The 23,825-nt window shown below is 62.5% G+C and carries 18 protein-coding genes; 12 read left to right on the forward strand and 6 right to left on the reverse strand.

Going from position 1 to position 23,825, the window contains the following annotated elements; genetic code table 11:
- The first annotated feature begins 44 nt into the window (after positions 1-44).
- Positions 45-1,535, forward strand: coding sequence for a CoA-acylating methylmalonate-semialdehyde dehydrogenase (locus tag ACNJ7K_RS11450; protein ID WP_088899476.1), 1,491 nt, complete (start codon positions 45-47; stop codon positions 1,533-1,535).
- A 10-nt stretch (positions 1,536-1,545) separates the two neighbouring features.
- The gene (locus tag ACNJ7K_RS11455; protein ID WP_088899475.1) at positions 1,546-2,706 is read left to right on the forward strand and encodes an iron-containing alcohol dehydrogenase; all 1,161 of its coding nucleotides are present in this window, start codon (positions 1,546-1,548) and stop codon (positions 2,704-2,706) included.
- A gap of 146 nt (positions 2,707-2,852) precedes the next feature.
- Here the strand turns inward: ACNJ7K_RS11455 and ACNJ7K_RS11460 are convergent, their stop codons facing one another.
- On the reverse strand, positions 2,853-3,947 hold the full coding sequence (locus ACNJ7K_RS11460; protein WP_064061483.1) for an acyl-CoA dehydrogenase family protein: 1,095 nt from the start codon (positions 3,945-3,947) through the stop codon (positions 2,853-2,855).
- Entirely contained in the window at positions 3,947-5,098 is a 1,152-nt protein-coding gene (locus tag ACNJ7K_RS11465; RefSeq protein ID WP_064061482.1) for an acyl-CoA dehydrogenase family protein, read from the reverse strand. Before ACNJ7K_RS11465 ends, ACNJ7K_RS11460 begins: the two co-directional genes overlap by 1 nt.
- Positions 5,099-5,380: 282 nt before the next feature.
- Between ACNJ7K_RS11465 and ACNJ7K_RS11470 the strand changes: the two genes are divergently transcribed.
- The 7 genes from ACNJ7K_RS11470 (at position 5,381) to ACNJ7K_RS11500 (ending at position 14,416) form a co-directional block, all read left to right on the forward strand.
- Positions 5,381-6,079 carry an IclR family transcriptional regulator gene (locus ACNJ7K_RS11470; protein ID WP_153008491.1) on the forward strand — a complete coding sequence of 233 codons (699 nt, stop codon included), beginning with the start codon at positions 5,381-5,383 and terminating at the stop codon, positions 6,077-6,079.
- Positions 6,080-6,978: 899 nt separating this feature from the next.
- Positions 6,979-8,619, forward strand: coding sequence for a flavin-containing monooxygenase (locus ACNJ7K_RS11475; RefSeq protein WP_060655096.1), 1,641 nt, complete (start codon positions 6,979-6,981; stop codon positions 8,617-8,619).
- Between the two features lie 40 nt (positions 8,620-8,659).
- Complete coding sequence (locus ACNJ7K_RS11480; RefSeq protein WP_060655094.1) at positions 8,660-10,108, forward strand: aldehyde dehydrogenase; 1,449 nt, start codon at positions 8,660-8,662, stop codon at positions 10,106-10,108.
- Positions 10,109-10,343: 235 nt separating this feature from the next.
- Positions 10,344-11,591, forward strand: a complete 1,248-nt coding sequence (locus ACNJ7K_RS11485; RefSeq protein WP_039584513.1) for a CaiB/BaiF CoA transferase family protein — start codon at positions 10,344-10,346, stop codon at positions 11,589-11,591.
- 275 nt (positions 11,592-11,866) lie between these two features.
- Positions 11,867-12,151: a YciI family protein gene (locus ACNJ7K_RS11490; RefSeq protein WP_120284944.1), complete on the forward strand. Its 285-nt coding sequence runs from the start codon at positions 11,867-11,869 to the stop codon at positions 12,149-12,151.
- A 392-nt stretch (positions 12,152-12,543) separates the two neighbouring features.
- A complete protein-coding gene (locus ACNJ7K_RS11495; RefSeq protein ID WP_060655088.1) occupies positions 12,544-13,449 on the forward strand; it encodes an alpha/beta hydrolase in 906 nt (301 codons plus the stop codon).
- Between the two features lie 166 nt (positions 13,450-13,615).
- Positions 13,616-14,416, forward strand: a complete 801-nt coding sequence (locus ACNJ7K_RS11500) for a crotonase/enoyl-CoA hydratase family protein (protein WP_268656062.1) — start codon at positions 13,616-13,618, stop codon at positions 14,414-14,416.
- A 428-nt stretch (positions 14,417-14,844) separates the two neighbouring features.
- On the opposite strand, the gene ACNJ7K_RS11505 is transcribed toward ACNJ7K_RS11500, so the two are convergent.
- The gene (locus ACNJ7K_RS11505) at positions 14,845-15,777 is read right to left on the reverse strand and encodes an alpha/beta hydrolase (protein WP_060655084.1); all 933 of its coding nucleotides are present in this window, start codon (positions 15,775-15,777) and stop codon (positions 14,845-14,847) included.
- Between the two features lie 431 nt (positions 15,778-16,208).
- On the opposite strand from ACNJ7K_RS11505, the gene ACNJ7K_RS11510 reads away from it, so the two are divergent.
- The 3 genes from ACNJ7K_RS11510 (at position 16,209) to ACNJ7K_RS11520 (ending at position 18,649) form a co-directional block, all read left to right on the forward strand.
- A complete protein-coding gene (locus ACNJ7K_RS11510; protein WP_060655082.1) occupies positions 16,209-16,505 on the forward strand; it encodes a Dabb family protein in 297 nt (98 codons plus the stop codon).
- Positions 16,506-16,578: 73 nt separating this feature from the next.
- Complete coding sequence (nudC, locus tag ACNJ7K_RS11515) at positions 16,579-17,505, forward strand: NAD(+) diphosphatase (protein WP_060655080.1); 927 nt, start codon at positions 16,579-16,581, stop codon at positions 17,503-17,505.
- A gap of 970 nt (positions 17,506-18,475) precedes the next feature.
- Positions 18,476-18,649 (forward strand): hypothetical protein, encoded by a 174-nt coding sequence (locus ACNJ7K_RS11520; protein ID WP_172415067.1) that lies wholly within the window; start codon positions 18,476-18,478, stop codon positions 18,647-18,649.
- Positions 18,650-19,067: 418 nt separating this feature from the next.
- On the opposite strand, the gene ACNJ7K_RS11525 is transcribed toward ACNJ7K_RS11520, so the two are convergent.
- From ACNJ7K_RS11525 to ACNJ7K_RS11535, 3 genes are all read right to left on the reverse strand, one after another.
- Positions 19,068-20,714 carry a flavin-containing monooxygenase gene (locus ACNJ7K_RS11525; protein WP_268656008.1) on the reverse strand — a complete coding sequence of 549 codons (1,647 nt, stop codon included), beginning with the start codon at positions 20,712-20,714 and terminating at the stop codon, positions 19,068-19,070.
- Between the two features lie 209 nt (positions 20,715-20,923).
- Entirely contained in the window at positions 20,924-22,069 is a 1,146-nt protein-coding gene (locus tag ACNJ7K_RS11530) for an acyl-CoA dehydrogenase family protein (protein ID WP_487041709.1), read from the reverse strand.
- Positions 22,070-22,212: 143 nt separating this feature from the next.
- Positions 22,213-23,825, reverse strand: a 1,613-nt coding sequence (locus tag ACNJ7K_RS11535; protein ID WP_487041708.1) for a sigma-54-dependent Fis family transcriptional regulator, incomplete at its 5' end; no start/stop codon positions are given.

Genomic DNA, 23,825 nt, shown 5'->3' on the forward strand with positions numbered 1-23,825 from the left:
CCGACAGACTCGAGAAAACCACAGAGTCACAGGAGCACATAACCATGACCGTCATCCCACACTGGTTGGACAACAAGCCCTTCACCGGCACCAACGGCACATCGGCCCCGGTCACCAACCCCGCCACCGGCGCAGTGACTGCAGAAGTTGCACTTGCGAGCACAGACGACGCCCGCACGGTGATCGAGGCAGCCGCGGCGGCGTTCCCCGCATGGCGAGATACCTCGATCGCCAAGCGCACACAGATTCTGTTCGCATTCCGTGAACTGCTCAACGCCCGCAAGCAGGAATTGGCTGCGATCATCACCTCCGAGCACGGCAAGGTGCTCTCCGACGCGCTCGGTGAGGTCTCCCGCGGCCAGGAGGTCGTCGAATTTGCCTGCGGCATCGCCCACCTTCTCAAGGGTGGGATGACCGAGAACGCGTCGACCAAGGTCGACATGGCGTCGATCCGCCAGCCCATCGGGCCGGTCGGCATCATCTCCCCGTTCAACTTTCCCGCCATGGTTCCGATGTGGTTCTTCCCCATCGCGATTGCCGCCGGGAACACCGTGGTCCTCAAGCCGTCGGAAAAGGTTCCCACGGCAGCGCTGTGGATCGCCGAACTGTGGTCCGAGGCGGGTCTGCCTGCCGGCGTGTTCAACGTCCTGCAGGGTGACAAGACAGCCGTCGACGAACTACTCACCAATCCGGCGATCAAGGCCATCTCCTTCGTCGGGTCGACCCCCATCGCGAAGTACGTCTACGAAACCGCAACCGCCCACAGCAAGCGCGTCCAGGCACTCGGCGGCGCGAAGAACCACGCCGTTGTTCTGCCGGACGCCGACCTCGATCTGGCCGCCGACGCGATGGTGAACGCGGGCTTCGGCTCCGCCGGTGAGCGCTGCATGGCGATCTCCGCACTGGTCGCGGTCGGGGACATCGCCGATGAGCTGGTTGCAAAGATCAAGGATCGCACCCTGAGCCTGAAAACCGGCGACGGCACAAAGGACTCGGATATGGGTCCATTGGTGAGCAAAGCACATCGTGACAAAGTGTCTTCCTATATCGACGCCGGCGAAGCTGCCGGCGCCACCGTCGTAGTCGACGGCCGGGCCGTGCAGGCCGATGGCGGAAGCGACGGATTCTGGCTCGGACCGACCCTTCTGGATCACGTCACCACCGATATGAGCGTCTACACCGACGAGATCTTCGGCCCCGTCCTGTCCGTCGTACGGGTCGAGACCTATGACGAAGCCCTCGAATTGATCAACTCGAACCCCTACGGCAACGGCACCGCCATCTTCACCAACGACGGCGGCGCAGCCCGCCGCTTCCAGAACGAAGTCGAGGTCGGTATGGTCGGCGTCAACGTCCCCATCCCCGTCCCCACCGCGTACTACAGCTTCGGCGGCTGGAAGAACTCCCTCTTCGGTGACACACACGCCCACGGCACCGAAGGTGTGCACTTCTTCACCCGCGGCAAGGTCGTCACCACCCGCTGGCTCGACCCCAACCACGGCGGCATCAACCTCGGCTTCCCTCAGAACGACTAAGGACGGCACCATGAGTATCCAGATCGCCTTCCCACGGTTCCTGCGAATCGGCGGGGGCACCGTCGACGACATCGGGGACGTGATCCGTCAACTCGGATTGCAGCGCCCGGTAGTGGTGACCGACAAGTTCCTCACCTCGACAGGCACGTCCGAACGGATCTTGACTCTCCTGCGCGAAGCACGCATCACACCAGCCCTGTTCGACGACACCGTTCCCGACCCCACCACCGACTCCCTCGAAACAGGGCTCGCCCTGCTCGCCGATCACAACGCCGACTCGGTGATCGGCTTCGGTGGCGGCAGCCCGATGGATACTGCGAAGGCGCTGGCCGTCCTCGGGGTCCGCGGGGGCCGGATGCGGGACTACAAGGTCCCGCACGTCTACACCGGACCAGCGCTTCCCGTCGTCGCGATCCCGACCACCGCCGGCAGCGGCTCGGAGGCTACGCAGTTCACCATCATCAGCGACAGCGTCACGGACGAGAAGATGCTCTGTCCAGGCCTGTCCTTCCTGCCCATCGCAGCAATCGTGGACTTCGAACTGACAATGTCCATGCCCCCTCGCCTGACTGCCGATACCGGAGTCGATGCACTTACCCATGCGATCGAGGCGTATGTGAGCCGAAAAGCCAACCCTGTCTCCGACGGCCTCGCACTCGCAGCCATGCGCACCATCGGCCAGAATCTGCGCGCCGCGTATGAAGACGGCGAGAACAAGCAGGCACGAGAAGCCATGATGCTCGCCGCTACCCAGGCCGGCATGGCGTTCTCGAACGCGAGCGTGGCCCTCGTTCACGGAATGAGCCGACCCATCGGCGCGCACTTCCATGTCGCGCACGGGCTGTCCAACGCCATGCTGCTCCCGGCGATCACCGCATTCTCCGTCAAAGGCGCCGAGTCACGATACGCAGACTGCGCCAGGGTCCTCGGTGTGGCCACCGAAGCCACCGGTGACGGTATCGCCGCGCAGTCCCTCGTCGACTCCCTGGCCGAACTATGTCATGACCTGGCTGTTCCCACTCCCCGCGACCACGGTATCGACCGAGCTCGCTGGAACGATCTGATCCCACTGATGGCGCAACAGGCGCTCGATTCGGGTTCGCCGGGCAACAACCCGGTTGTGCCCACTGTCGACGAAATCGCCGAACTGTACGTCGAGGTCTACGACTAGCGTGGATGCGATCCGCGCCCCGCGCTGTCCGACGAGTCAGGGTGAGAGCTCGAGCGGCAGGACCCTTTCGGTCCTGCCGCTCAGCCGCCCCCATCGCCGGGGAGCTCGCTCCGCAACGATGTCACCGTCGTCATGAACTCATGCACTCAGTCAGGACGTGAACGTCCGGATACAGCATCGAGATAGGCAGAAGCTGTACCCGTGATCCGCGTACCCTCGACGATCATCGGCCAGGTCCCGTCCATACCGGCGTCGACGGCGGCACGGCTGAGCTGACGCTCCCAGAACGCAGCGGACCCGAATTCCGAACGCCACTGCAACGCAGGCAGGGTGAGCCGGTGGAGGGTGTGCTCATGGGTGGTGCCGATTGCGCCGTGCACTTGGTGAGTGTTGCGCACCGCCACGGCCAGCGCTGGTGAGACCACACTGCGGGCCACCGCGACACGAAAGGCCGAGAAGTCGCCGGCAAGGTCGTCGGTAACAGCGTCTGCGAGAGCGGTGTCGACGGCGGCACGGGCAAGGACGGACTCGGCTGCAGTGTCGACCACGAGATTCTGCACGGACTGGAACCGCGCCAGAGGGCGCCCGAACTGAGCGCGGTCGGTGGTGTGTGCAACCGCCGAAGCCAGCATGCCCTCCATAGCGCCGACGCACTGGATCGCACGGATGAGAGCGCCGCGCAGGACGTAATCCTCGACGGCACGGGTGTCCACCGGTGTCCAGGTGACGTCACCGTCGACCCGGACCGACCCGAGGGGCACCTCGGAGATCCCCTCGACCGCCTCGACGGTCAGCCGATCGGTGGGCACGTCCGCGATCTCGTAGCCCGCATCGACCCGACGCACGCAGACAACGGACCCGGTGGCGCCAGCCCACGGCACACGTTGCGCGAGGCCGTCCGCCCTCAGGACGGCGACGGTCGCTGTGTCCGACGACGAGTCGTCGAGGCCGGCCGCGCGCCTCAAGGGACCTGCCAACAGATCGGTCTCGGCGAAGGGCACGGCCACGCCGCCAGCGGCGGTCGTGCGTAACAGAGCAGCGGCCTCGACCCAACCCGCGCCGCTGCCCCCGGTCTCCTCGGGTGCGGTCAGCCTGGCCAGTCCGACCGCACCCAAGGTGGCCCACACAGCGGCCGGATCCGGCTCGATGTCCGGCCCCGAGTGCCCAGCGACAAGATCGTCCATGAGGTCCTGGAGATCCCCGTCTACGGCAAGATCGATTGTGCTCGCGGTCGTGGTCATCAGCGCATCCCCAGCCCCCGCGCGATCACGCCGCGCAGGATTTCGTTGGTACCGCCGCGAAGTGTGAACCCCGGACGCTGGTGTAGTCCGGCCCTGCACAGAGCCTCGATTTCCGCTTGCCCGTCCATGGTCTCGTCACCCAGCCGATCAGAGACGTACTCGACGAGGTCGCCTTCCATGCTGGTACCGAGGAGTTTGACCAGGGCGGCGGCGGTGTCGGCCTTCTCGCCCCGTTGAAGGGCTCCGGCGATGTTCTGGCTCAGTGCGTGCAGTCCGACCATCCGGGCCACAGAACGTCCCAGGTCGGTGCGCTCGGGCAGCAGTCCCTTTCGGACCGCGCCGATCTCGGCAGCCAGGAGCCGGAAGGTCGAAAGGAAACGCTCGGGTCCACTGCGTTCGAAGGAAAGCTCCGAGTTGACCTGTTCCCATCCGTTGCCCAACGTGCCGAAGACCCTGGCGTCGGGAACGAATACCTCGTCCAGAACGACCTCGTTGAAGTGGTGGTCGCCGGAGAGGGAAATGATCGGCCGGATCGTCACGCCTCGGGAACGGAGGTCGACGATGAACTGGCTCAGGCCCGCGTGGCGGTGTGCCGTGTCGAGTGGTTCCGTGCGGGCCAGCACGATGAACGCCTCAGCGTGGTGGGCGCCCGAGGTCCACACTTTGGTGCCGGTGACGGTCCAACCGCCCTCCACTCGGGTGCCGCGGGTCCGGACACTGGCCAGGTCCGATCCTGAGTCGGGCTCACTCATTCCTATGCCGAAGAAGCACTCACCCGCAGCAATTCGGGGAAGGTACTTGTGCTTCTGCTCTTCGGTGCCGTATCTCAGCAGCGATGGTGCAATCTGGCGGTCTGCCACCCACTGCGCTGCAACCGGAGCGCCTACCGCGAGCAGTTCCTCGGTGACAACGAAACGCTCGAGATGGGTCCGGCCGTGCCCGCCGTACTCGGTCGGGATGGTCATTCCTACCCAACCGTGCTCGGCGAGGCGGCGGGTGAAGTCCTCGTCCCACCGGGTGAGCCAGGTGTCGATGCCCGGTGTCAGTGTCCCTGCCGCGGTCTCCTTCTCGAGAAAGGTGCGTACCTCGGCGCGTAGAGCATCCATTTCATCAGTGGTCACCGTCGTCGGCGGCGCGACGGAGGGGTTCATAGTGCCTCCATAGGAAGTTCCGGCTGGGGCGAGGCCCGACATGCTCGCGTGAATTTCGCCGCCGAGTAAGCGGCGGCCGGTCGGATCGGGGGGGCGAACGCCGGCCCCATCTCGGATGGACACTATCCAGTCCTCGACATCTACGCAATAGCGCATTATCTTACGTAATTATGTATCGGTTGGAGGAGTTCTCCCTGTTGATAGGCTCACGAAATGGCTGACACTCCTGGGTCCCCCGGAGCCGTGCCGGTCGAGAAGGTTCCCGGCCGTCCCCGGCACCGCATGGTCGATCGGGTGGCGTCGATCCTCGAACTCGTAGCCCGGTCCGAAAACGGCCTCACCCTCACCGCTATCGCACGGGCACTCTCCGCGCCCGTCAGTTCGGTCCAGGGCTTGATCAACGGTCTCGTCGCCGTCGGCTACCTCGACGAGCGCGACCGGATCTACACCCTCGGCACCGCGCCCTATCTTCTCAACGTCATCGCAGGCCGACCTCCGGTCACCTCGATCAGCCATGATCAGCTCGAGCAGGTCCATGCCGAGACCGGGTTGACCATCACACTGTCCACATCTGTCGGCGACGACCTGTTCTACGTCGATCACGTCTCTTCCGACCCGCATTACGCATACCTGGCAGAAAACCGGGTGCGCCGATCTCTCCTGCGTACCTCTGCAGGATGGCTCTTGCTGGCCGATCGCGATCAACGTGACATCTGGGCGTACCTCAACTCTCGACCATCCTCCGATGCCGACTTCGTAGAGCGCTTCCTGCACTCACTCGATGAGCTCGAGAACACCGGCGTATGCGTGGCACCCGGTGTGGCCGTTGAACATGCAGACGGGGTATCGGTCGCCCTCCGAGAACGCGGCCGGACCATCGCCACCCTCGGCGTGGTCGGGATACGGGAGACCATCGTCGAACGGCAGGACGAACTCGTCGAGATCTGCCTGCGATACGCCACCAAGTGGGGCTTTCGCTAGCCTGCAACACGGACACTGGTTCCTCGATGAGTCGCTCGACCCGGCTCGACGACCGTGTCGACCGACGCCACACCCCGCCTGACACAGAAACGGACCAGGGTTGATGCGGTCACTCGCGGTAAGCGACCGCATCCGTGAGCAACACGCGACGGCCAGGCCGCCGCCTCTCGAGCGAGCGTGACCCTCACATCGCGATCGGACCCGCCTGCTCGATCTCTCGACCTTCACCTAACAGATGATCGATTCCCGGTGCACCGCTCGACCACCGGATATATCGGAGGGTGCGCCTCCACGCGGCGCGACTTCCGGATCGAACGCCGCAGACCGTAACGGTCGGCAGGGTCCGGCAGACGCCGTCGATCACAGCGGAGGAACGTGCGCCCGAACATGTCTCGCACCCTGTAGCCACCATTCACATCGTTGATCTGCTTCTGATCTCCGGCCGGCCGCAGGGGAGCGTCGCGCAAGCACTCCACAACAGCCAGTTCGCTTCGCCCACGTCGTCGCCGTAGCACCCGTCCGCGACATCGGGCGGAACCGAGGGTCCCGCACTCGTCGATGTGCCGTCGACACCAAGCGACTCGGCCTGCACGCGCCCGAGTGTCAAACTCCCCCGCCGACAACAAACACCCCTTGTCCTGACATGGTCCCCCCTCGCCTTCAGAAGACGCGCAAACCTTGCCGCAGAGCGCCTATCTACTTATTTACGTATTTTTATTTCTAGTTGCGGATTTTTTGGTGGGTCGCTATTGTCGATTCATTCCATCTCCGTGACCCATGCCACACCCCATACGCAACGAGGTCGCAACTCCGACAGGCCGTTTGACTTTCGGAAAGCAAAGCCAGACACAACGCCCCGGAACTCTGCCCGCACGTCAGCCTCGGAAAGGTCTAGGCCCATGACATCAACCCATCTCCCTGAGCACGCCACGACGGAAACGCAGGATTACGACGTCATCGTGGTCGGCGGCGGTTTCGGCGGGATCTATCAGCTGCGCCACCTTCGGGACAAAGGGTTCTCCGTAATCCTGCTCGAAGCCAGTGGAGGCTTCGGTGGGGCCTGGAGCCTCAACCGCTACCCAGGCGCACGCGTCGACAGCCACGCACCCGTCTACCAGTTCACCGATGAATACCTTTGGAAGGACTGGAACTTCTCACAGATGTTCCCGGACCACGAAGAGATGCGCAGTTACTTCAACTACGTCGACTCCAAACTGGACCTGAGCAAGGACTCGCGCTTCAATACCAAGGTCGTCAGCGCGACGTTCGACGAGGACGAGCGGATGTGGACCCTCGTCTCACAGAACGACGAGAGCTTCCGCGCACGCTTCGTCGTGTTCGCAACGGGATCGACTACCGAACCCTACATCCCGAACATCCCTGAAATGGACGCCTATCGAGGTGAACTCGTCCACACCGCGCGGTGGCGAGACGACATCGACATGACCGGCAAACGAGTTGCCATCATCGGCACCGGCGCCAGCGCAGTCCAAGTAGTTCAGGAAGCCGGCCCTGTCGTCGAGAAACTCACCGTCTTCCAGCGCACGCCGAACCTCTCGTTGCCCATGCATCAGGAATACCTCACCGAGGAGAGGCAGGCGGTCCTGAAGGAGACCATGCCGGATGTGGCGGTCAAGTGTCGCGAAACGTTCGCTGCGATCGACTACGAGTTCGATCCCCGAAATGGCGTCGACACGTCCGAGGAAGAGCGTCTCGCACTGTTCGAACGTCTGTGGAATCAGGGCGGATTCGCATTCTGGCTCGGGAACTTCTCCGATTACCTCTTCAGCGAAGAAACCAACTCGATGGTCTACGAGTTCTGGAAGAGCAAGATCAAGCCGCAGATCCTCGACCCTGTCAAGGCCGACCTGCTGGTGCCTGACGTAGCGCCTCATCCGTTCGGAGCCAAGCGGCCGGCCCTGCACCAGAACTACTACGAGGTGATGAACCAGGAGAACGTCGAACTCGTCTCCATCCAGGAGTCACCGATCACCGGGTTCACGGCAACCGGAATTCGCACATCCGATGGTATCGAGCACGGAGAGTTCGACATCATCGTACTTGCAACCGGATTCAACAATAATACCGGTGCGCTCACTTCGATGGAGGTCCGCAACTCCGCTGGCGTTACCCTCGGCGAGAAGTGGCGCCAGGGCGTCGACGCATACCTCGGCGCATTCACCGCCGGCTTTCCCAACGCCATGTTCGTGTACGGTCCGCAGAGCCCCGCCGCCTTTGCGAACGGGTCCACGAACGCGGAGCTTCAAGGTGAGGTCATGGTCGAGTTCCTCGAATTTCTTCGTTCGGAGGGCCTTACCCGGTTCGAATCGACTCCCGAAGCCGACCAGACCTGGACCGATCACATCAACGGTACCGATGACATGGCGCTGTTCAAGCATGCAAAGTCCTGGTACAACGGCAGCAACATCCCCGGCAAGAAGCCCCAGATGCTTCAGTATCTGAACGGTCTGCCCATGTACCTGGATTTCTGGCACAAGGAAAAGGCGGCAGGATACACCGACGGACTGCGGGTATCGTGAGGTTTCGCTCAATCGGATTCAACCTCGGAAGAAGTGAATAATGCCTGTCATCAACAGCATTGAACGTGAACGTTTCTTCATCGACGGCCAATGGCGCAAAGCGAGCACCTCCGATCTGGCACCGGTGTTCGAGGCAGCAACCGAGCGCCCTCTGGGTGTTGCTGCGATGGGCGGGCCCGAGGAGATCGATGCGGCTGTGCACGCCGCACGGGCCGCACTCCAGAAAGGACCCTGGGGGCGCAGCACCCCCCACGAGCGAGCTACAGTGATGCGGCGCTTCGCCGACAGCCTCGAGCGTCGAGGAAGATCGACTGCAGAGCTCGTCAGCCGGCAGACCGGAATGATCTCCTCCTTGTCGGTGAGCACAAGCGCAACGGCTCCGGTAGCGATCCTGCGGTCCATGGCAGATCTCATCGAGACACGAACATTCGAGACCCGCCGACCCAGCAGCATGGGCTCCACCATCGTGCGAGAAGAACCCGTAGGAGTCGTCGGCGCAATTACTGCCTGGAACTATCCACAGCTCTTGGCCATGGCCAAGATCGGGCCCGCACTGGCAGCAGGATGCACTGTAGTTCTCAAGCCGGCACCGGAGACGTCGCTCGATGCCTATGTACTCGCAGAGGCAGCCGAGGAAGCCGGTCTACCACCTGGCGTCCTCAACATCGTTGCCGGCGGCGTTCATGCAGGCAAAGCCCTTGTAGCCCATCCCGATGTCGACAAGATCGCCTTCACCGGTTCCACTGCAGCAGGACAAGCGATCGGCGAGGTCGCCGGCCGCAGTTTCAAGAGAGTCTCCCTGGAGCTCGGAGGAAAATCCGCAGCCATTGTGCTCCCCGATGCCGACCTCGGCGTCTTTGCCAGAAGCCTCAAAGACGCCGTGCTCAAGAACGGGGGACAGACATGCACCACGAACTCCCGCATCTTGGTTCCCCACGGTAGGTCCAGCGAGATCATCGACGTCCTTGCGTCCTACGTAGACGGCTTGGTCATGGGAGACCCACTCGACGAGTCGGTAACCATGGGCCCCATGGTAAGCGAGCAGCATCGGGAGCGGGTGAGGAGTTACATCCGCCTCGGGCAGTCCGAGGGATTCCGAACGATCCGCGGCGGAACCGACTTCCCTCAGCAATGTCCCCGCGGCTGGTTCGTGTCTCCCACCATCTTCGAGGGTGTCGATAATCGCAGTCCGCTGGCACAGGACGAAATTTTCGGACCTGTCATCTCCGTCATCCCTTATGAGACCGAAGAGGACGCCATCAGCATGGCGAACGACACACCATTCGGTTTGGGAGGAGTCGTCTTCACCGAAGACACCGAACACGGCCTGAACATCGCGTCACGCATTCGATCCGGAACCGTGGGAGTCAACTACTACTCCCTCGATACCGGCTCCCCGTTCGGCGGCGTGAAAAACAGCGGAGTCGGCCGCGAATTCGGACCCGAGTCCCTGGACTTCTACCTCGAGTACAAGTCGATATACATCTAGGATTCGCAACGCCCGCAGACCCTCCATATCGCACTCGATAGTGCGCCCAGCCGGAGACTTCATCCCGATGGAAGGACCGAGTAGCTACACGGAGCATGCCCGTCGTCTTCAGCGTCGCTGACTATGGGCAACTACCCGCGGTCGATGCAGGTCAGCGATGGCTGAGAATACTCCGTTCATGCTTTGTCCCTCCCTCCGGAGGCCAGCGACTTCCAACCGCACAGAATGAGCAATCATGCCTGAATCCTCATCTGCCATCCTCCCGGCCGAGACTCGAGAATCCGCATCCGAGACTCTGCGTCCACGGACCGGCGCACTCACCGACATCCGGGTCGTCGATCTTTCGCGGGTGCTGGCCGGCCCACTGTGCGCGCAAGTGCTCGCCGACCACGGTGCCGACGTGATCAAGGTGGAGCCACCTACTGGTGACGACACACGCAGCTGGGGCCCGCCTTTCGTCAAGGACGACCACAGCGCCTACTTCGATGGCTTGAACCGCAACAAGCGGAACATCAGTGTGGATTTGCGTACCGAGGCCGGCCAACAACTGCTGCGCACGATGCTTGCCGAAGCCGATGTCGTCATCGAAAACTTCAAGGCGGGCACCCTTGCGAAGTGGGGACTCGACGACGACGTGCTCGCCGCCGAATTCCCGCGACTCGTGCACTGTCGAATCACCGGGTACGGAGTCGACGGGCCGCTCGGTGGTGCTCCCGGCTACGACGCAATTCTCCAAGCCTTGTCGGGGCTGATGAGCATCAACGGTGAGCCCCACGGTGATGCCATGCGGATCGGGATCCCTCTGGTCGACATCATCACGGGTCTCAACGCTGTGAACGGCATCCTCATGGCACTTCACGTGCGGCAAAAGACCGGACGCGGGCAACTCGTGGATCTGGCACTACTCGACAACGCTGTGTCGATCCTGCACCCACACGCCGGCAAGTGGTTTGCCACCGGCGTCGCGCCGGAGCGGACGGGCGTGGCACACCCGACGATCTGTCCCTATGAAACGTTCACCTGCGCCGATGGCCCCTTCTTCATCGGTGCCGGCAACGACCGGCAATTCCGCGCTCTGGTCGTGGCGCTCGACGCTTCAGACCTGGCCGACGACCCGAGATTCGTCACCAACTCCGACCGGATGGCAAACGCAGCTCAACTGCGCGACATCCTCGGCGGCCTCGTCAAAACTTGGCAGCGCGAAGCTTTGGCGGCCCTGCTACGGCGAGCCGGCGTACCGTCGGGGTCGGTGAACAATGTCGGAGAGGCCCTTTCGCTACCGCAGGTCCGTCACCGCGAGATGGTGGTCGAGTGTGACGGCTACCGGGGTCTCGGCGTACCCGTCAAACTCGCTGGGTCCCCCGGTGCTGTGCGGTTCGGGCCGCGCGACCGTGGCGCCGATACCGATACTGTGCTAACAGAACTCGGACTTCTCGAAGACGATATCGAGCAGCTGCGCGCCGCCGGGGCACTGCCCGAGTAACAGCTCACCTGCACGGCGGATCTTGGCCATGCCTACCAGCAGAGCTGGTTCCACACACAGCTGCCGGCAAGGTCACCGACCGTATGCAAGCCACACCGTCGTCCGGCCGTTCAACGCCGATCGCGTTCTCTCCGTTCTATATTCGCCGTCGTTCACCAACAGGTGTTGCAAAATAGGACACTGGTGACCTCATCCCTGCTTCTAGCGTTCTAAAGTGCGCATTCTCCTGAATATCCGCACCGTTTCACATCCCGTATCCCACTCAAGGAGTGACCATGGCCCTGTTCGCTGTTATCTGGTCGTACACCACTGACGCATCCGTCAAAGAGGCTGCTCATGCCGACCACCTGGTCTTCGTCAAGGACGCGGCCGCCAAAGGCGTGCTGCAGGAAGCGGGCGCCTGGGCCGACGGAGCCGGCGCGCTGCTCGTGTTCAAGGCGGACAGCGAAGACGACCTGCAGGCCCTGCTCGCCGAGGACCCCTATGTCACGCAGGGTGTTGTCGTCGACCAGAGCATCTACCAGTGGAAGCCCGTCATCGGACCTCTCGTAGGGATCTGAGGACGACCCGGCTGCTCCACCTCGATGGAAAGAAGTTGCAGCATCTCTTCATTGAGTTGCAATCAGCACTCTTCCAGTAGCGTCGGCACGAACGACCCGTACAACTTGCATCTGTGCGTTCGCATAGTGAGCGACGGATGCGAAGAGTTCGATCAGCGACATCGCGGAACCATCACATCACCGCCTCGACGGCGCAAGCCTCGACGCCGAACCGATGTGGCGATCGATGAGTACCGACATTTCGACAATCCGAGGCAATCGTTGACCTTCCCTAGCGGCCTTTTCTGATCAGCCGACTGGGTGGGGTGACACCGTGCGTACGCGATACACGAGCTTCACGCCTTCCTGATCAGTCAATTTCCTTCTCGACCGGTGATGAAAGTGAGCAACACATGTCCGTGAGCAAAGAATCGCTGTTCCTCAACGACCTGTACTCGTCCTGGCTTCGACGGTCCGAAGGTATGGATCTCGCAGGTCAGCGAGACATGTTCGAAGAATGGCATCTTCCCACCATCGAACCCACCGATGTCACGTATGAAGAAGTGACAGCCAACGGTGTGCCGGCAACATGGGCCAAGCCGCTGGGCGCCGCCGAAGACCGGGTGATCGTCTTCACGCACGGCGGCGGATTCGTGACAGGTTCACGCTTTTCCCATCGCAAGCTTGCCGCACACCTCGCCAAGCTGGCAGGAGTTCACGCACTCGTGGTGGACTACCGGCTCGCGCCGGAGGCAAAGCATCCAGCACAGCTCGAAGACTGCATTGCCGTGCACAAGTGGCTCCGTACGCAGGGCTACAAGGCAGAACATACGGCGACGGTCGGCGACTCGGCAGGCGCACATCTCGCCATCTCGACCGTGTTCGAACTTGCGGGCATGGGACTTCCCATTCCGGCCGCCGTTGTCGCTCTTTCGCCGTGGCTCGATATGGAGATCAAGGGGTTGACGATCGAATCGAACGACGCAGTCGACGTCCTGGCCAAGAGGGCAGTCCTCGAGATGATGCGGGAGAATTTCCTGACCGATCTCTCGGAAGCGACGGACCCGCGGGCTAACCCCCTGCTCAGGGACTACACAGACTTCCCTCCCGTCTATGTATCGGTCGGCGGCTATGAGACTCTGCTCGACGACTCGCGCCGGGTCGTCGAGTTGATCGAAAAGGCAGGGAGCGAAGCCGTGCTCGACGTGGTCGACGAACAGCAGCATGTCTTCCACTTCAACGCGGGACGAGCACCCGAGGCGGATCAGGCACTGAACCGGATCGCCCAGTGGCTACGGCCGAAGTTGGGGCTCGCCTGAACACCGCATGTAGGGCGTGCAACTGAAAGCACAGCGCGCCGACGAAAGAGGAACGTGTCTCGGCGGCGGTCTGCTTCGACCAGACCGCCGCCGAGTCCGTTCGCATGCCAGTCAGCAGTGCACTATCCGAACCATCGATTGCAGTGAAGATCGGGAAGACACATACATGGAAAATCCAGTTCTCGTAGAACGCGACGGATTCATCGAAACGTGGACGATCAATCGGCCGGCTGAACGTAACCCAGTCTCAGGGATGGATGTCGTCGACGCATTGGTCGCATGCGTGGATGCCGTCAACGCCGATTACGGGGTACGCGCTGTCATTGTCACTGGCGCGGGATCGACCTTCTCCGCCGGCGGCAACGTCAAGGACATGGCGAATCGCCGGGGACTGTTCGGCGGGAAGCCTCACGAACAACGCGATGGCTATCGCGCCGGGATACAACGGATCCCACGAGCGATGTACAACTGCGACGTACCTTTGATTGCAGCGGTGAACGGTCCTGCAATCGGTGCCGGGTGCGATCTTGCCCTCATGTGCGACCTCCGAATTGCCAGCGAGAAAGCGTTCTTTGCTGAGAGCTTCGTCAAGCTGGGCATCATCCCGGGTGACGGGGGTGCGTGGTTGTTGCCGAAGGCGGTCGGTATGGCGCGGGCGGCCGAGATGATTCTCACGGGTGACCGTGTCGACGCAACACAGGCTCTCGAGTGGGGATTGGTCTCGAACGTCGTTCCTCCCGATCAGCTGCTCGACGAAGCTCGTGCTCTCGCCAACAGGGTGGCCGCCAATCCTCCGCACTCGGTACGGATGGCCAAGAAACTCCTGCGTGAAGGGCAGCACCAGAGCCTCGACAGTCTCCTCGAACTGTCCGCTGCTCTGCAGGCGCTGGTTCAGCAGACCACCGATCACACGAGAGCAGTCGACGCCCTCATGGAGAAGCGCCCTGCCGCATTCACCGGCGAGTGACGATGCCTCACGTAGAAAGCTCCTCGATCAGCGGTGCGGACACGTGGACGTTCGGCAAGGCAATCGCATCAACAGGAACGATGTCGTGAAGGTCGACGAGTCCTCTTCGATCGAGCACTGGTCTACTGACTGTTACCTCAGTGCCAGGGGCAGGACGAGGAACATGTTGTTCACCCGCCCGAGTTCGGACGTCTCGACCTCACTGAGTTGCCCGAAGAGGAACCGGACGACCGTGTGCGTGTCTCGTGCACATCCAGCGCTCGAGAATTGTGTGCCGGCGGGCCCGCCACTTCGAGGAGCCAGCGGCTGGACCAGGCATGTGCTCCGTGAGGACCTGAGTGCAACACGCCGGCGGGCACGCGCTGAGCGAGCAACGGGTGGCTGCACTCGCAGCACATGACTGCGGCACAGCCATCGGTTACTCGTACTCAGCGAGCGAACTGTTTGCCGAGGAATTCGACAACCGCGCTGTGCAATTCAGCGCTGCGCGGAACTGCACCGGTCATCCAGTACACGCCATGGACAAGACCGCTATACAGTTCGACCTGGACCGGGACACCCTGTTCGGTCAGCATCCGCCCGTAGTTCAGGCATTCGTCGCGGGTGACCTCGTACTCGTTGACCAACATCAGCGTGGGAGGAAGCCCCGCCAAACTCTTCGCCTTGGCCGGCGAGGCGTACGGGTTCTCGGCGTCTTCCAGTGTGGCCAGGTACTGCTCCCAGAACCAGCCGATTGCTGCCGCGGTGATCAGGTATCCCTCGGCATTCTCCTCCCATGACGGGAAGCGTGCCGTGCCGTCGATAACCGGATAGACCAACACCTGAGCACATAGGGCCGGTGAGCCGGTATCACGTGCCCGAAGTGCGGTGACGGCGGCGAGATTGCCACCGGCACTGTCGCCCATGATGGCGACACGCGTCGCATCACCACCGAAGTCGGCGACGTTGTCGACTACCCAGTTCAAAGCAGCGAACGCGTCTTCGGGTGCGGCAGGGAACTTGTGTTCGGGAGCGAGCCGGTAACTCACGGCGGCCACGATGACTCGGGCGTCCGCGGCCAGCGCGCGACAAGGCTGCTCGGTAACGTCGAGGCTGCCCGCAACCCACCCGCCGCCGTGGATGTACACCACAACCGGCAGGGGCGCATCGGACTCCGGAATGTACAGACGCACGGCCTGGTCGCCATCCGGTCCGGGGTAGACCGTGTCGACGACACGAGCAAGATCCGCTTTCGGCGCCTGCAGTCCGCTGAAGGATTCGATGACCTCACGGACTTCAGCGACACTCATCTGCTCGAACGACTTCAGTCCCTGCTCGTTCAACGTGTCTATCAACTGCTCGACTACAGGATCGAGTGCCATGGTGATCTCCTTGATGTGATAGGCGGACTGGTCAATCGCCGAGTCGGTGGAGTCACACTACGAGGAGGCCCGAGCGGACGAGTGTCCGAAAACAACACACCTGTCTGTCTGTCCCGGTTCTCGGAGATGTGTGTTGCACAATCGGACACACCGAAGGTCCATCACTGTTCTACCGTCACCCACGTGACCCACAGACGGCCAGAATCTCCCCATCACCGTTCGATGATGGGTCCGGCACCGCGAGGGACCCACCAGAGAACGGGTTCACCCTCGAGGTGCTCTCGAGAAGTGGGTTCCCCTGTACGCTCACGCACTGTGGGGAGAGCTGTTCGGTCGCCGCACGTCATGGTGAGGACACATCAACGGCTCTGAAAAACGCGCCGCCCACTTCGGGTGTCGAGCTCGAATTATGCTTCCAGAGAGGGATTATCATGTTGCATCACGTCGTAACATTCATATGGAAGAAGGACATCACCGACGAGCAGGTCGAATCGTTCCACAAGGCTCTTGACGCGATATCGGCGAGCATTCCCCAGGTCGTCGAGTTTCGTTACGGAAGGGACCTCGCCCTCAAGCCCGGGATCGGCGACTATGCAATATCTGCGATTTTCGAAGACGTCCCCGCCTTCCGCGCATATCTGGCCCATCCCGATCATGTGCGCCTCGTTGAGGAATTCATTTCGGTGATGTCCGAATCGTACTCGTCGATCCAGTTCGAGTTTGCCTGACGGCAGTGCCGGCCGCACGCTCACGAACGAAGTGCCGGTCGACATGGTCGCTCGTTACGGAAGGTTGTGATCAGTGGTGAACGCTGACGGTGTCGGGGGTGCCCTTCCTGGCGATGTCTTGAGTCGCCCTGTGGCGCTACGTGACGATGCGACCGCGCAGGCGAGGGCATGGCCGGATGCGCGGCTGCTTCGCGTGAACGGTGCCGGTCAGGTTCGCATCATCGATGGACAACTGCTCCTAGAGTCGGCTGCCGACTATTGTTCCCAACCTCCGACACACGCGGTCTTGTTGGGAGTTGTTGGTACAGTGCATCAGTGGGCTGTACGGGACGAGTTTCTCACGGAGGCCCCCATGGAGAGCGCGGGCATCGAGTTCGGTGACCTGCGGTCACACGGAGCACTTCTCGATGCTGTTGATGCCGAACGGTATCTCACCGCGCAGGCCCTGCTGATGTGGCAGGACGAGTCCCACTTCTGCGCCAAGGACGGGGCACCGATGACGATCACCTCGGGTGGTTGGACGCGCGTGTGCACTGCGTGCGGTCGGGAGGAGTACCCGCGGACCGATCCTGCGATCATTTGCCTGGTACATGACGGGGCGGACCGCGTGCTGTTGGCGCGACACGCGGCGTGGCCGGCGCGGAACTTCTCGACGCTGGCGGGATTCGTCGAGGCCGGTGAGTCGCTCGAAAGCTGTGTGGCGCGGGAGATTGCGGAAGAGGTCGGTCTCGTTGTCTCCGACGTGGCCTACGTCGGAAGTCAACCATGGCCGTTTCCGCGTTCCCTCATGCTCGGCTTCCATGCCGTCGCCGATCCTCGAGAACCGCTCATCTTCAGTGATGGTGAGATCTGCGAGGCTGTGTGGTGTTCCCGCGCGGAGGTGAAGGAGGCCCTCGCCGCCGGCGACTGGGCTAGTTCGGTCGATGCGCCCGTGTTGCTGCCGGGGAAGGTCTCGATCGCACGGCGCATGCTCGAGGCATGGGTGCGAACTGCTGGCTGAACGTCCGGATTGATCGCCGCCGACCTGTCATCGGCCAGCGCTGCTTCGGAGGGATCGGCCTTTGTTGGGGTTTCGGCCCCGGCTCGGTGGGATCCCATGGGGCTGCCATCGTGATGTAAGGGTCGCTTGTGGACGACGATCCGGAGTCGCATGGTGAGGGCACGCGCTGCGGCAGTCCTGATCTGCATCGTGCGCGCTTTTCCTCGGGTGTGTCGGTGCTGAGTCCTGTCAGCCGCCGCTGACAGGACTCCCATCGGCGACGATTGGCCGCTCACCCAAGGGGAGGTGATGCAGCTCAGCAGAGTATAAACGAATACTGGTGTTGTATAATGGAATTGAGTATAATTTTCGCGTCGACAGTATTGTGGTTGCCAGCTGGCGCGGTCCACTTGTCGGCGGTTCGTCCCACGAGCATCCACCACGGGCAACATGGTCGCCCCGCGGTGTGCATGCAGTGGCGGCGAGGCGGCGTGCCTCCATCTCCGGGCACGGGCAGATCCCGATATCCCCCCTGCGTTCGGGCTGCCGGGGTCCCGCTTCGGCGATCGACCGATAGTCGAAGCGGGGCCTTCCGTCCATTTGTCGATGCCGCCTTGTCGGTGACCTTCGCTCGATCCCCCGACACGTCAGCGCGGCTCGCGGCTCGGGGCTCGGAGGACCGGGTGCGGTGGTGTTCGTGGCGGATCGTCGGGCGCCGGGATCCCGTGAGCCAGGGCTACGGGTGTTTCGATCTTCCCGCGATATCGACGGGACATCCTCGCTGCGATTTGCCATAGAAGCCGATGATGCGGGCTCTGCTCTGTCCGCCGCCCTGACGGTGTTACCGACCCGGCGAGCAGCAGATCATGTATACGACTGCCCACTCGATGTCCCGGCGCCGGCCGGGCACCGCCGACGGGTGGGCCGGTTGTCTTCGGCCCTGGGAAATCGCAAGTCCCGGTGGCATCGGTCGTTGCCGCGACCATGTTTGATGGCCGACACGATCGACCGGATCGGCCGGAAATACCGCGACGACGGTGCCCGCTTCGCGGCGGAGGAAGTTGACGACCTCGCCGGAGTGCGTGCCGAACACCGCAAGGCTGCGCCCATCATCCGGTGCACCGGCACGAGAAGAGGGCAGCGGCTCCGTAGCGGGTGTGTGTGAGGACGCGTGCCCCACGATGCTCTGACAGCAGATGAAGGCTCATTTCTGCCTCCACATCAGGCCGGTCCCGTCGTTCCGTCACAGCGCCTTCTTGCACGTCAGGGTCGTGGCTACACCCTTCCAGGTCCGTCATCGGTTCGGTTCGAACCAGAACTCTGGACAGTCGCAGATCTCGCTTGGGCGATCCACGTCGTGTTCGTGTGCTGTCGTTTGATTCGTCTCGCGTACATCGCGACCGCATCACCGATGCTCGCGCCCGCCTCGCCTCTGGCGAAACCTGCTCGAAGACAATGCTCTCTCAGTTCCATCACTGCCCCATCGACGCAGTCGATGCCCATCGGGATCAGGGCAGCGAACCCCGTCGAGCGGATGCGCTTGGGCTACTGGGGGACCCAGTAGCCCAAGCGTGTCCGTCTCGTCAGTCGGTCTCGTAGGTGTCGTAACCGTTGGACTTGATTTCTTCCCAACGAGCAAAGTACTGAGGGACTCCCCCTGAGTAGTTGAGCATCTGTGCCGGCTTACCGGGCACGTTTGCACCCCAGTACCAGGAACGTGCCTTCGTGAACATCGAGTTCACGAAAAGCTCGTCGACGTGTGCGCGCCACTGCTTCTCGGACTCTTCGGTGTTCTCGAACCGTGTCGCACCCTTCTCGCGCAGGTGCTCGAGGAATTCGACGACGATTTCGCCTTGGTACTCGGCAGATGTCGGGCCGTTGCAGAACCCGGACGGGCTCTGAGGTCCGTACAGGAACATCATGTTCGGGAATCCGCGGGTTGACAGGCCCAGACACGTGTCGACACCGGACTTCCACTTGTCCTGAATCGTCAGGCCGTCGACGCCGGTGATATCGATGGCCATGATCCCACCACGGTTGTTGTCGAACCCTGTTGCCAGTACGAGGAGGTCGCATTCGATGACACCGTCGTCGGTTTCGACACCATGGGGCAGCACCCGTCGAATCGGCGTGACGTTGGAGTCGATGACATCGACGTTGTCCTGATTGATGACATCGAAGTAGTCCTGTTCGAGGGAGGGACGCTTGACGCCGTAGGGGTGCGGAGGCGTCTCCGGTGCGACGATTGCCGCTTTCTTGGGGTCGGTGACCCGCTCGAGGACCTTGCCACGCCAGAAGTCGTAGAACGTACGGTTGGCCTCCTCATCTACAAGGATGTCCTGGAAGTTTCCGAGCCACAGCTCGAAACCACCTTCTGCCCACATCTTCTCGTAGATCGCGTCGCGCTCTTCCTTACTCAGGTCGGTGGCGTTCTGCGGAATGAAATCGAAGTCGAAGCCGGCAAACGCCTTGTAGCGCGTAGCAAACCGCTCGGGCAGTCCCTTCCGGAAGTGCTCGTTGTCGTCAGGGGTGAGTTTGCGTTGCTGCATCGGAAGTGCCAGATTCGGGGTGCGTTGGAACACGATGACGTGTTCGGCGACATGACCTGCCTCCTGGACGACCTGTACACCACTGGCGCCGGTACCGATGACGACAACTTTGCGGCCACTCATATCCACGCCCTCTTGAGGCCAGCGCGCAGTGTGGTAGCACTCACCGGCGAAGGAATCGAGCCCTTCGAGATTCGGATACAGCGGCTTGGCGCCGAATCCTGTGGCAACAATGACCTGCCGTGCCTTCTGGATCTTGCCGTCGGCGGACCGTACGGTCCACTGGCGGCTTTCCTCGTCCCACGTGCATGCTTCGGCGAAAGTGTCGAACACGACGTCGCGGGTGAGGTCGAGCTGTGCGTCGACATAGTTGAAGTACTCACGAACCCCCTGGTGACCCGGATACAGTTCGGTGAAGTCGTACTTCTTCCACAGGTCCTTGTACGAGAACTGGTAGATCTGTCCGGTGCTGTCGGTACGGGCTCCGGGATAGCAGTTCCACCACCAGATTCCGCCCAATCCACCCGCGGCGTCCCAGACTTTGACGGTGAAACCGAGATCGCGCAGTCGGTCCAATGCGTACAGGCCGGAGAATCCTCCCCCGATGATCAGAACATCGAGTACGTCATTGTTCGAGTGCGAGCCGCTGCGGGTCGCTGTGGCGACCTGGGATTCGGTCATGTGGTCCTCCTGGAGATTTCCCGGGACGGGTGTTTCCGCCCGGACATCTACGACGGTAGAAGCGAACATGTGATGTGAAGTGTCCGAAATCGAGTCAAGACAATCCGATACGACACACGTATTAGTAAGCAGCACAAACTAATTCGCTTACCGTGCGACATTCGAACCCGCTGCACTCACGACAGAACGATCGGTACTCGACGCCGAGATCAGAAGCCCAGATCGCGACCGATCAGTTCTTTCATGATTTCGTTCGATCCCGCCCAGATCTTCGTGACCCGGGCATCCCGCCAGGCTCGTGCCACTCGGTACTCGTTCATGTAGCCGTATCCCCCGTGCAGTTGCACACAATGATCGAGGATCCGGTTCTGGATCTCCGCAGTCCACCACTTCGCCTTGGCCGCATCGATCGGTGTCAACATCCCCTCCGAGTGGGCTTCGATGCAGCGGTCGACGTAGGCCTGTGTCACGTCGAGCTGTGTCACCAGTTCGGCAAGCAAGAACTTGTTGTGTTGGAACGTTCCGATGGACTGCCCGAATGCCTTCCGTTCTCGGCAGTAGTCGATCGTCTCGAGCAGAATCTGCGCAGCGTGCGCGAGATTGGCAATGGCGCATCCGAGTCGTTCCTGGGGCAGGAAGGACATCATGTGGATGAATCCTCGATCGAGCTCGCCGATCACGTCGTCATCGGTGACGCGCACCCGGTCGAGGAAGAGTTCAGCGGTGTCTGCTTCGTCCTGTCCGACCTTGTCGAGTTTGCGGCCACGCTCGAATCCGGGCAAGGACGTGTCCACGCCGAAGAGGGTAATTCCCTTGGCCTTCTTCGATGGAGAGGTACGTGCAGGAATGATCACCAGGTCTGCAGAGTAACCGTTGGTGATGAATGTCTTGGCACCCGAGAGCAACCACCCGTTGCCGTCCCGCACTGCGGTGGTCTTCAGTGCGGCCAGATCCGATCCCCCACCGGGTTCGGTCATTCCGATGGCAGTGAGCACGCCCCCGGAACACAGTCCTGGGAGCCACCTGGCCTTCTGTTCGTCGGTGGTCAGGTGCACCAGATACGGCGCCACGACGTCACAGTGAATACTCACGCTCGACGCCAACGCGGCGTTCATCCTGGCCAATTCCTCGATGAGAACCGCATTGAAGCGATAATCCCCTGCCTCGACACCTGAATATCGTTCGGGTACTTCGAGTCCCAACAGGTCGTGCTTACCCGCGGCAAGCCAGAACTCTCGCGGCAATGCCCTGTTGGCACGAACGTCGGCGGCCAGGGGCTCGAACCATCGAGCGAGAAACTCGCGGACAGAGTGTCGGTAAGCCTCGTGATCATCGCCGTACACCGTTCGCTTCATGATGGGTCATCCTTCGGATCGGGTGGACGTCACCGTCCAGACGGACGATGTGAGGAGGCAAGGAGTGATTGCCTACCCCATATCATCGTCTCGTTCACCGTGCCGTTGGAGATGTCCCGTTATGCGACAGAGTGTTTCAGGGGTCAGGAACCGAACGTTTCGTTTTCCAGGCCCAGTGCGCGGATCTTGCGGTAGAGGGTCGAGCGGGCCACACCGAGTCGGTGGGCGGCGAGGGATTTGTTGCCGTCGGACTCGTCGAGGGCGCGGACGATCGCTTCGCGTTCGGTGCGTTCGAGCGAGGTCAACCGGCGGCCGGCACCGAGGGTGCGGTAGTCGGCGGGCAGATGTTCGAGTTTGATGTCGAATCCCATCGACCGTGCCGCCGCGGTACTGAGCACCGAGGCGAGTTCGCGCAGGTTGCCGGGCCAGTGATGGTCGATCAACGCCCGATGCGCGGCCGGTTGCAGTTGCGGGGTCGGACGGTCGGGGAATTCGGCGGCGAGCAACTCCCGCGCGAGATCGGTGAGATCTTCGATGCGCTGGCGCAGCGGTGGGATGCACACACTGCGCCGCACATGGGTCTGCACCTGATGGCGCAGATCGTCGGGGGTGCTCGAGGTGGCGGTGGCGATCACCGGTGCACCGAGCTCGACGGCGGCGTCGAGCAACCGCCGGGTAGGAGCGACAGCGTCGTCGGGGACCTCGTCGAGGTGCTCGAGGATGCACGCGAAACTGCCGGACAGACGCGCCCGCAACTCGGCCACCGCCGAGGGGGTCAACGTCGACGCGTCGACGCTCGGGACCGGGGCGTTCGGTCCCCAGCGGTGCTGGATCTGCCGGGCCAGATGGGTTTTGCCGACACCGGACTCGCCGATGATCAGCACCGGCGCGACGGTCGCGGCGATCTCGTCGACCCGGTCCTGGAGTCGGTGCGCGGCCAGGCTGCGGCCGGCGATACGCGTCGCCGGCGCCGCACCGGCGGGCGCGGCGGGGGCCAGGCGGGCGCGCGGACGCGGCGGAGCCGGGGAGGCCAGCGGGCGCAGTTCGATGATCGCGCTGAGCGGATCGGTGGACTCACCGACCCGGCGGGCATGGACCCGCACGTCGATCCCCTCGGCGAAACGCAGCGGTCCTTCCCATTCGTCCTTGGCGGCCAGATGGGTGCTGATCCAGTCCCAGATCATCATCTGATCGGTCGAGTCCATCAACCGTGACACCGTCGGGGTCGCGATCACCGTGTCCCGGCTCATCGCCACCACCGCGGCGTGGCCGCGGCGTTTGCTGCGCATGTATTCGCGCAGCAGGTTCTGCTCGCTGCGGGCGGACAGGGCGAACAGTCGTTCTTCGATGTCGCGTACCGCCGAGAGCACCAGCGGTGCCATCAGCTCGTTGACATCGTCGACCTGGCAGGTGATGTCGACGATGCCGGTCACCGCGCGTGAGACCTGGTCGACGATCGGGGAGCCGACACAGGCCAGCGGGTGCAGCGACTCGAGCAGGTGCTCTTCCCCGCGGACCCGGAACGCTTTGCGTTCTTCGAGGGCGGTGCCGATCCCGTTGGTTCCGGCGCATTCCTCGGCGAAGATGAACCCCGGGGCGACCTGGGCCCGGTCGAGACGACCGAGCAGCGACCGCTGCCCGGCCCGCCGGTCGACGATGGTCGCATCCTGCGAGGCGAGCAGGATCGTCACCGGTGCATCGGCGAGTTGATCGGCCAACCGATCCAGGACCGGCCGCGCCGCACGCACAAGCTTCG

The sequence above is a fragment of the Rhodococcus shunpengi genome, assembly GCF_048381395.1.
Lineage (GTDB): Bacteria > Actinomycetota > Actinomycetes > Mycobacteriales > Mycobacteriaceae > Rhodococcus.

Coding starts and splice junctions, on each gene's coding strand:
- ACNJ7K_RS11450 (WP_088899476.1), top strand. CDS start 45: ATGACCGTCATCCCACACTGGTTGGACAACAAGCCCTTCACCGGCACC.
- ACNJ7K_RS11455 (WP_088899475.1), top strand. CDS start 1,546: ATGAGTATCCAGATCGCCTTCCCACGGTTCCTGCGAATCGGCGGGGGC.
- ACNJ7K_RS11460 (WP_064061483.1), bottom strand. CDS start 3,947: ATGACCACGACCGCGAGCACAATCGATCTTGCCGTAGACGGGGATCTC.
- ACNJ7K_RS11465 (WP_064061482.1), bottom strand. CDS start 5,098: ATGAACCCCTCCGTCGCGCCGCCGACGACGGTGACCACTGATGAAATG.
- ACNJ7K_RS11470 (WP_153008491.1), top strand. CDS start 5,381: ATGGTCGATCGGGTGGCGTCGATCCTCGAACTCGTAGCCCGGTCCGAA.
- ACNJ7K_RS11475 (WP_060655096.1), top strand. CDS start 6,979: ATGACATCAACCCATCTCCCTGAGCACGCCACGACGGAAACGCAGGAT.
- ACNJ7K_RS11480 (WP_060655094.1), top strand. CDS start 8,660: ATGCCTGTCATCAACAGCATTGAACGTGAACGTTTCTTCATCGACGGC.
- ACNJ7K_RS11485 (WP_039584513.1), top strand. CDS start 10,344: ATGCCTGAATCCTCATCTGCCATCCTCCCGGCCGAGACTCGAGAATCC.
- ACNJ7K_RS11490 (WP_120284944.1), top strand. CDS start 11,867: ATGGCCCTGTTCGCTGTTATCTGGTCGTACACCACTGACGCATCCGTC.
- ACNJ7K_RS11495 (WP_060655088.1), top strand. CDS start 12,544: ATGTCCGTGAGCAAAGAATCGCTGTTCCTCAACGACCTGTACTCGTCC.
- ACNJ7K_RS11500 (WP_268656062.1), top strand. CDS start 13,616: ATGGAAAATCCAGTTCTCGTAGAACGCGACGGATTCATCGAAACGTGG.
- ACNJ7K_RS11505 (WP_060655084.1), bottom strand. CDS start 15,777: ATGGCACTCGATCCTGTAGTCGAGCAGTTGATAGACACGTTGAACGAG.
- ACNJ7K_RS11510 (WP_060655082.1), top strand. CDS start 16,209: ATGTTGCATCACGTCGTAACATTCATATGGAAGAAGGACATCACCGAC.
- ACNJ7K_RS11520 (WP_172415067.1), top strand. CDS start 18,476: ATGGCCGACACGATCGACCGGATCGGCCGGAAATACCGCGACGACGGT.
- ACNJ7K_RS11525 (WP_268656008.1), bottom strand. CDS start 20,714: ATGACCGAATCCCAGGTCGCCACAGCGACCCGCAGCGGCTCGCACTCG.
- ACNJ7K_RS11530 (WP_487041709.1), bottom strand. CDS start 22,069: ATGAAGCGAACGGTGTACGGCGATGATCACGAGGCTTACCGACACTCT.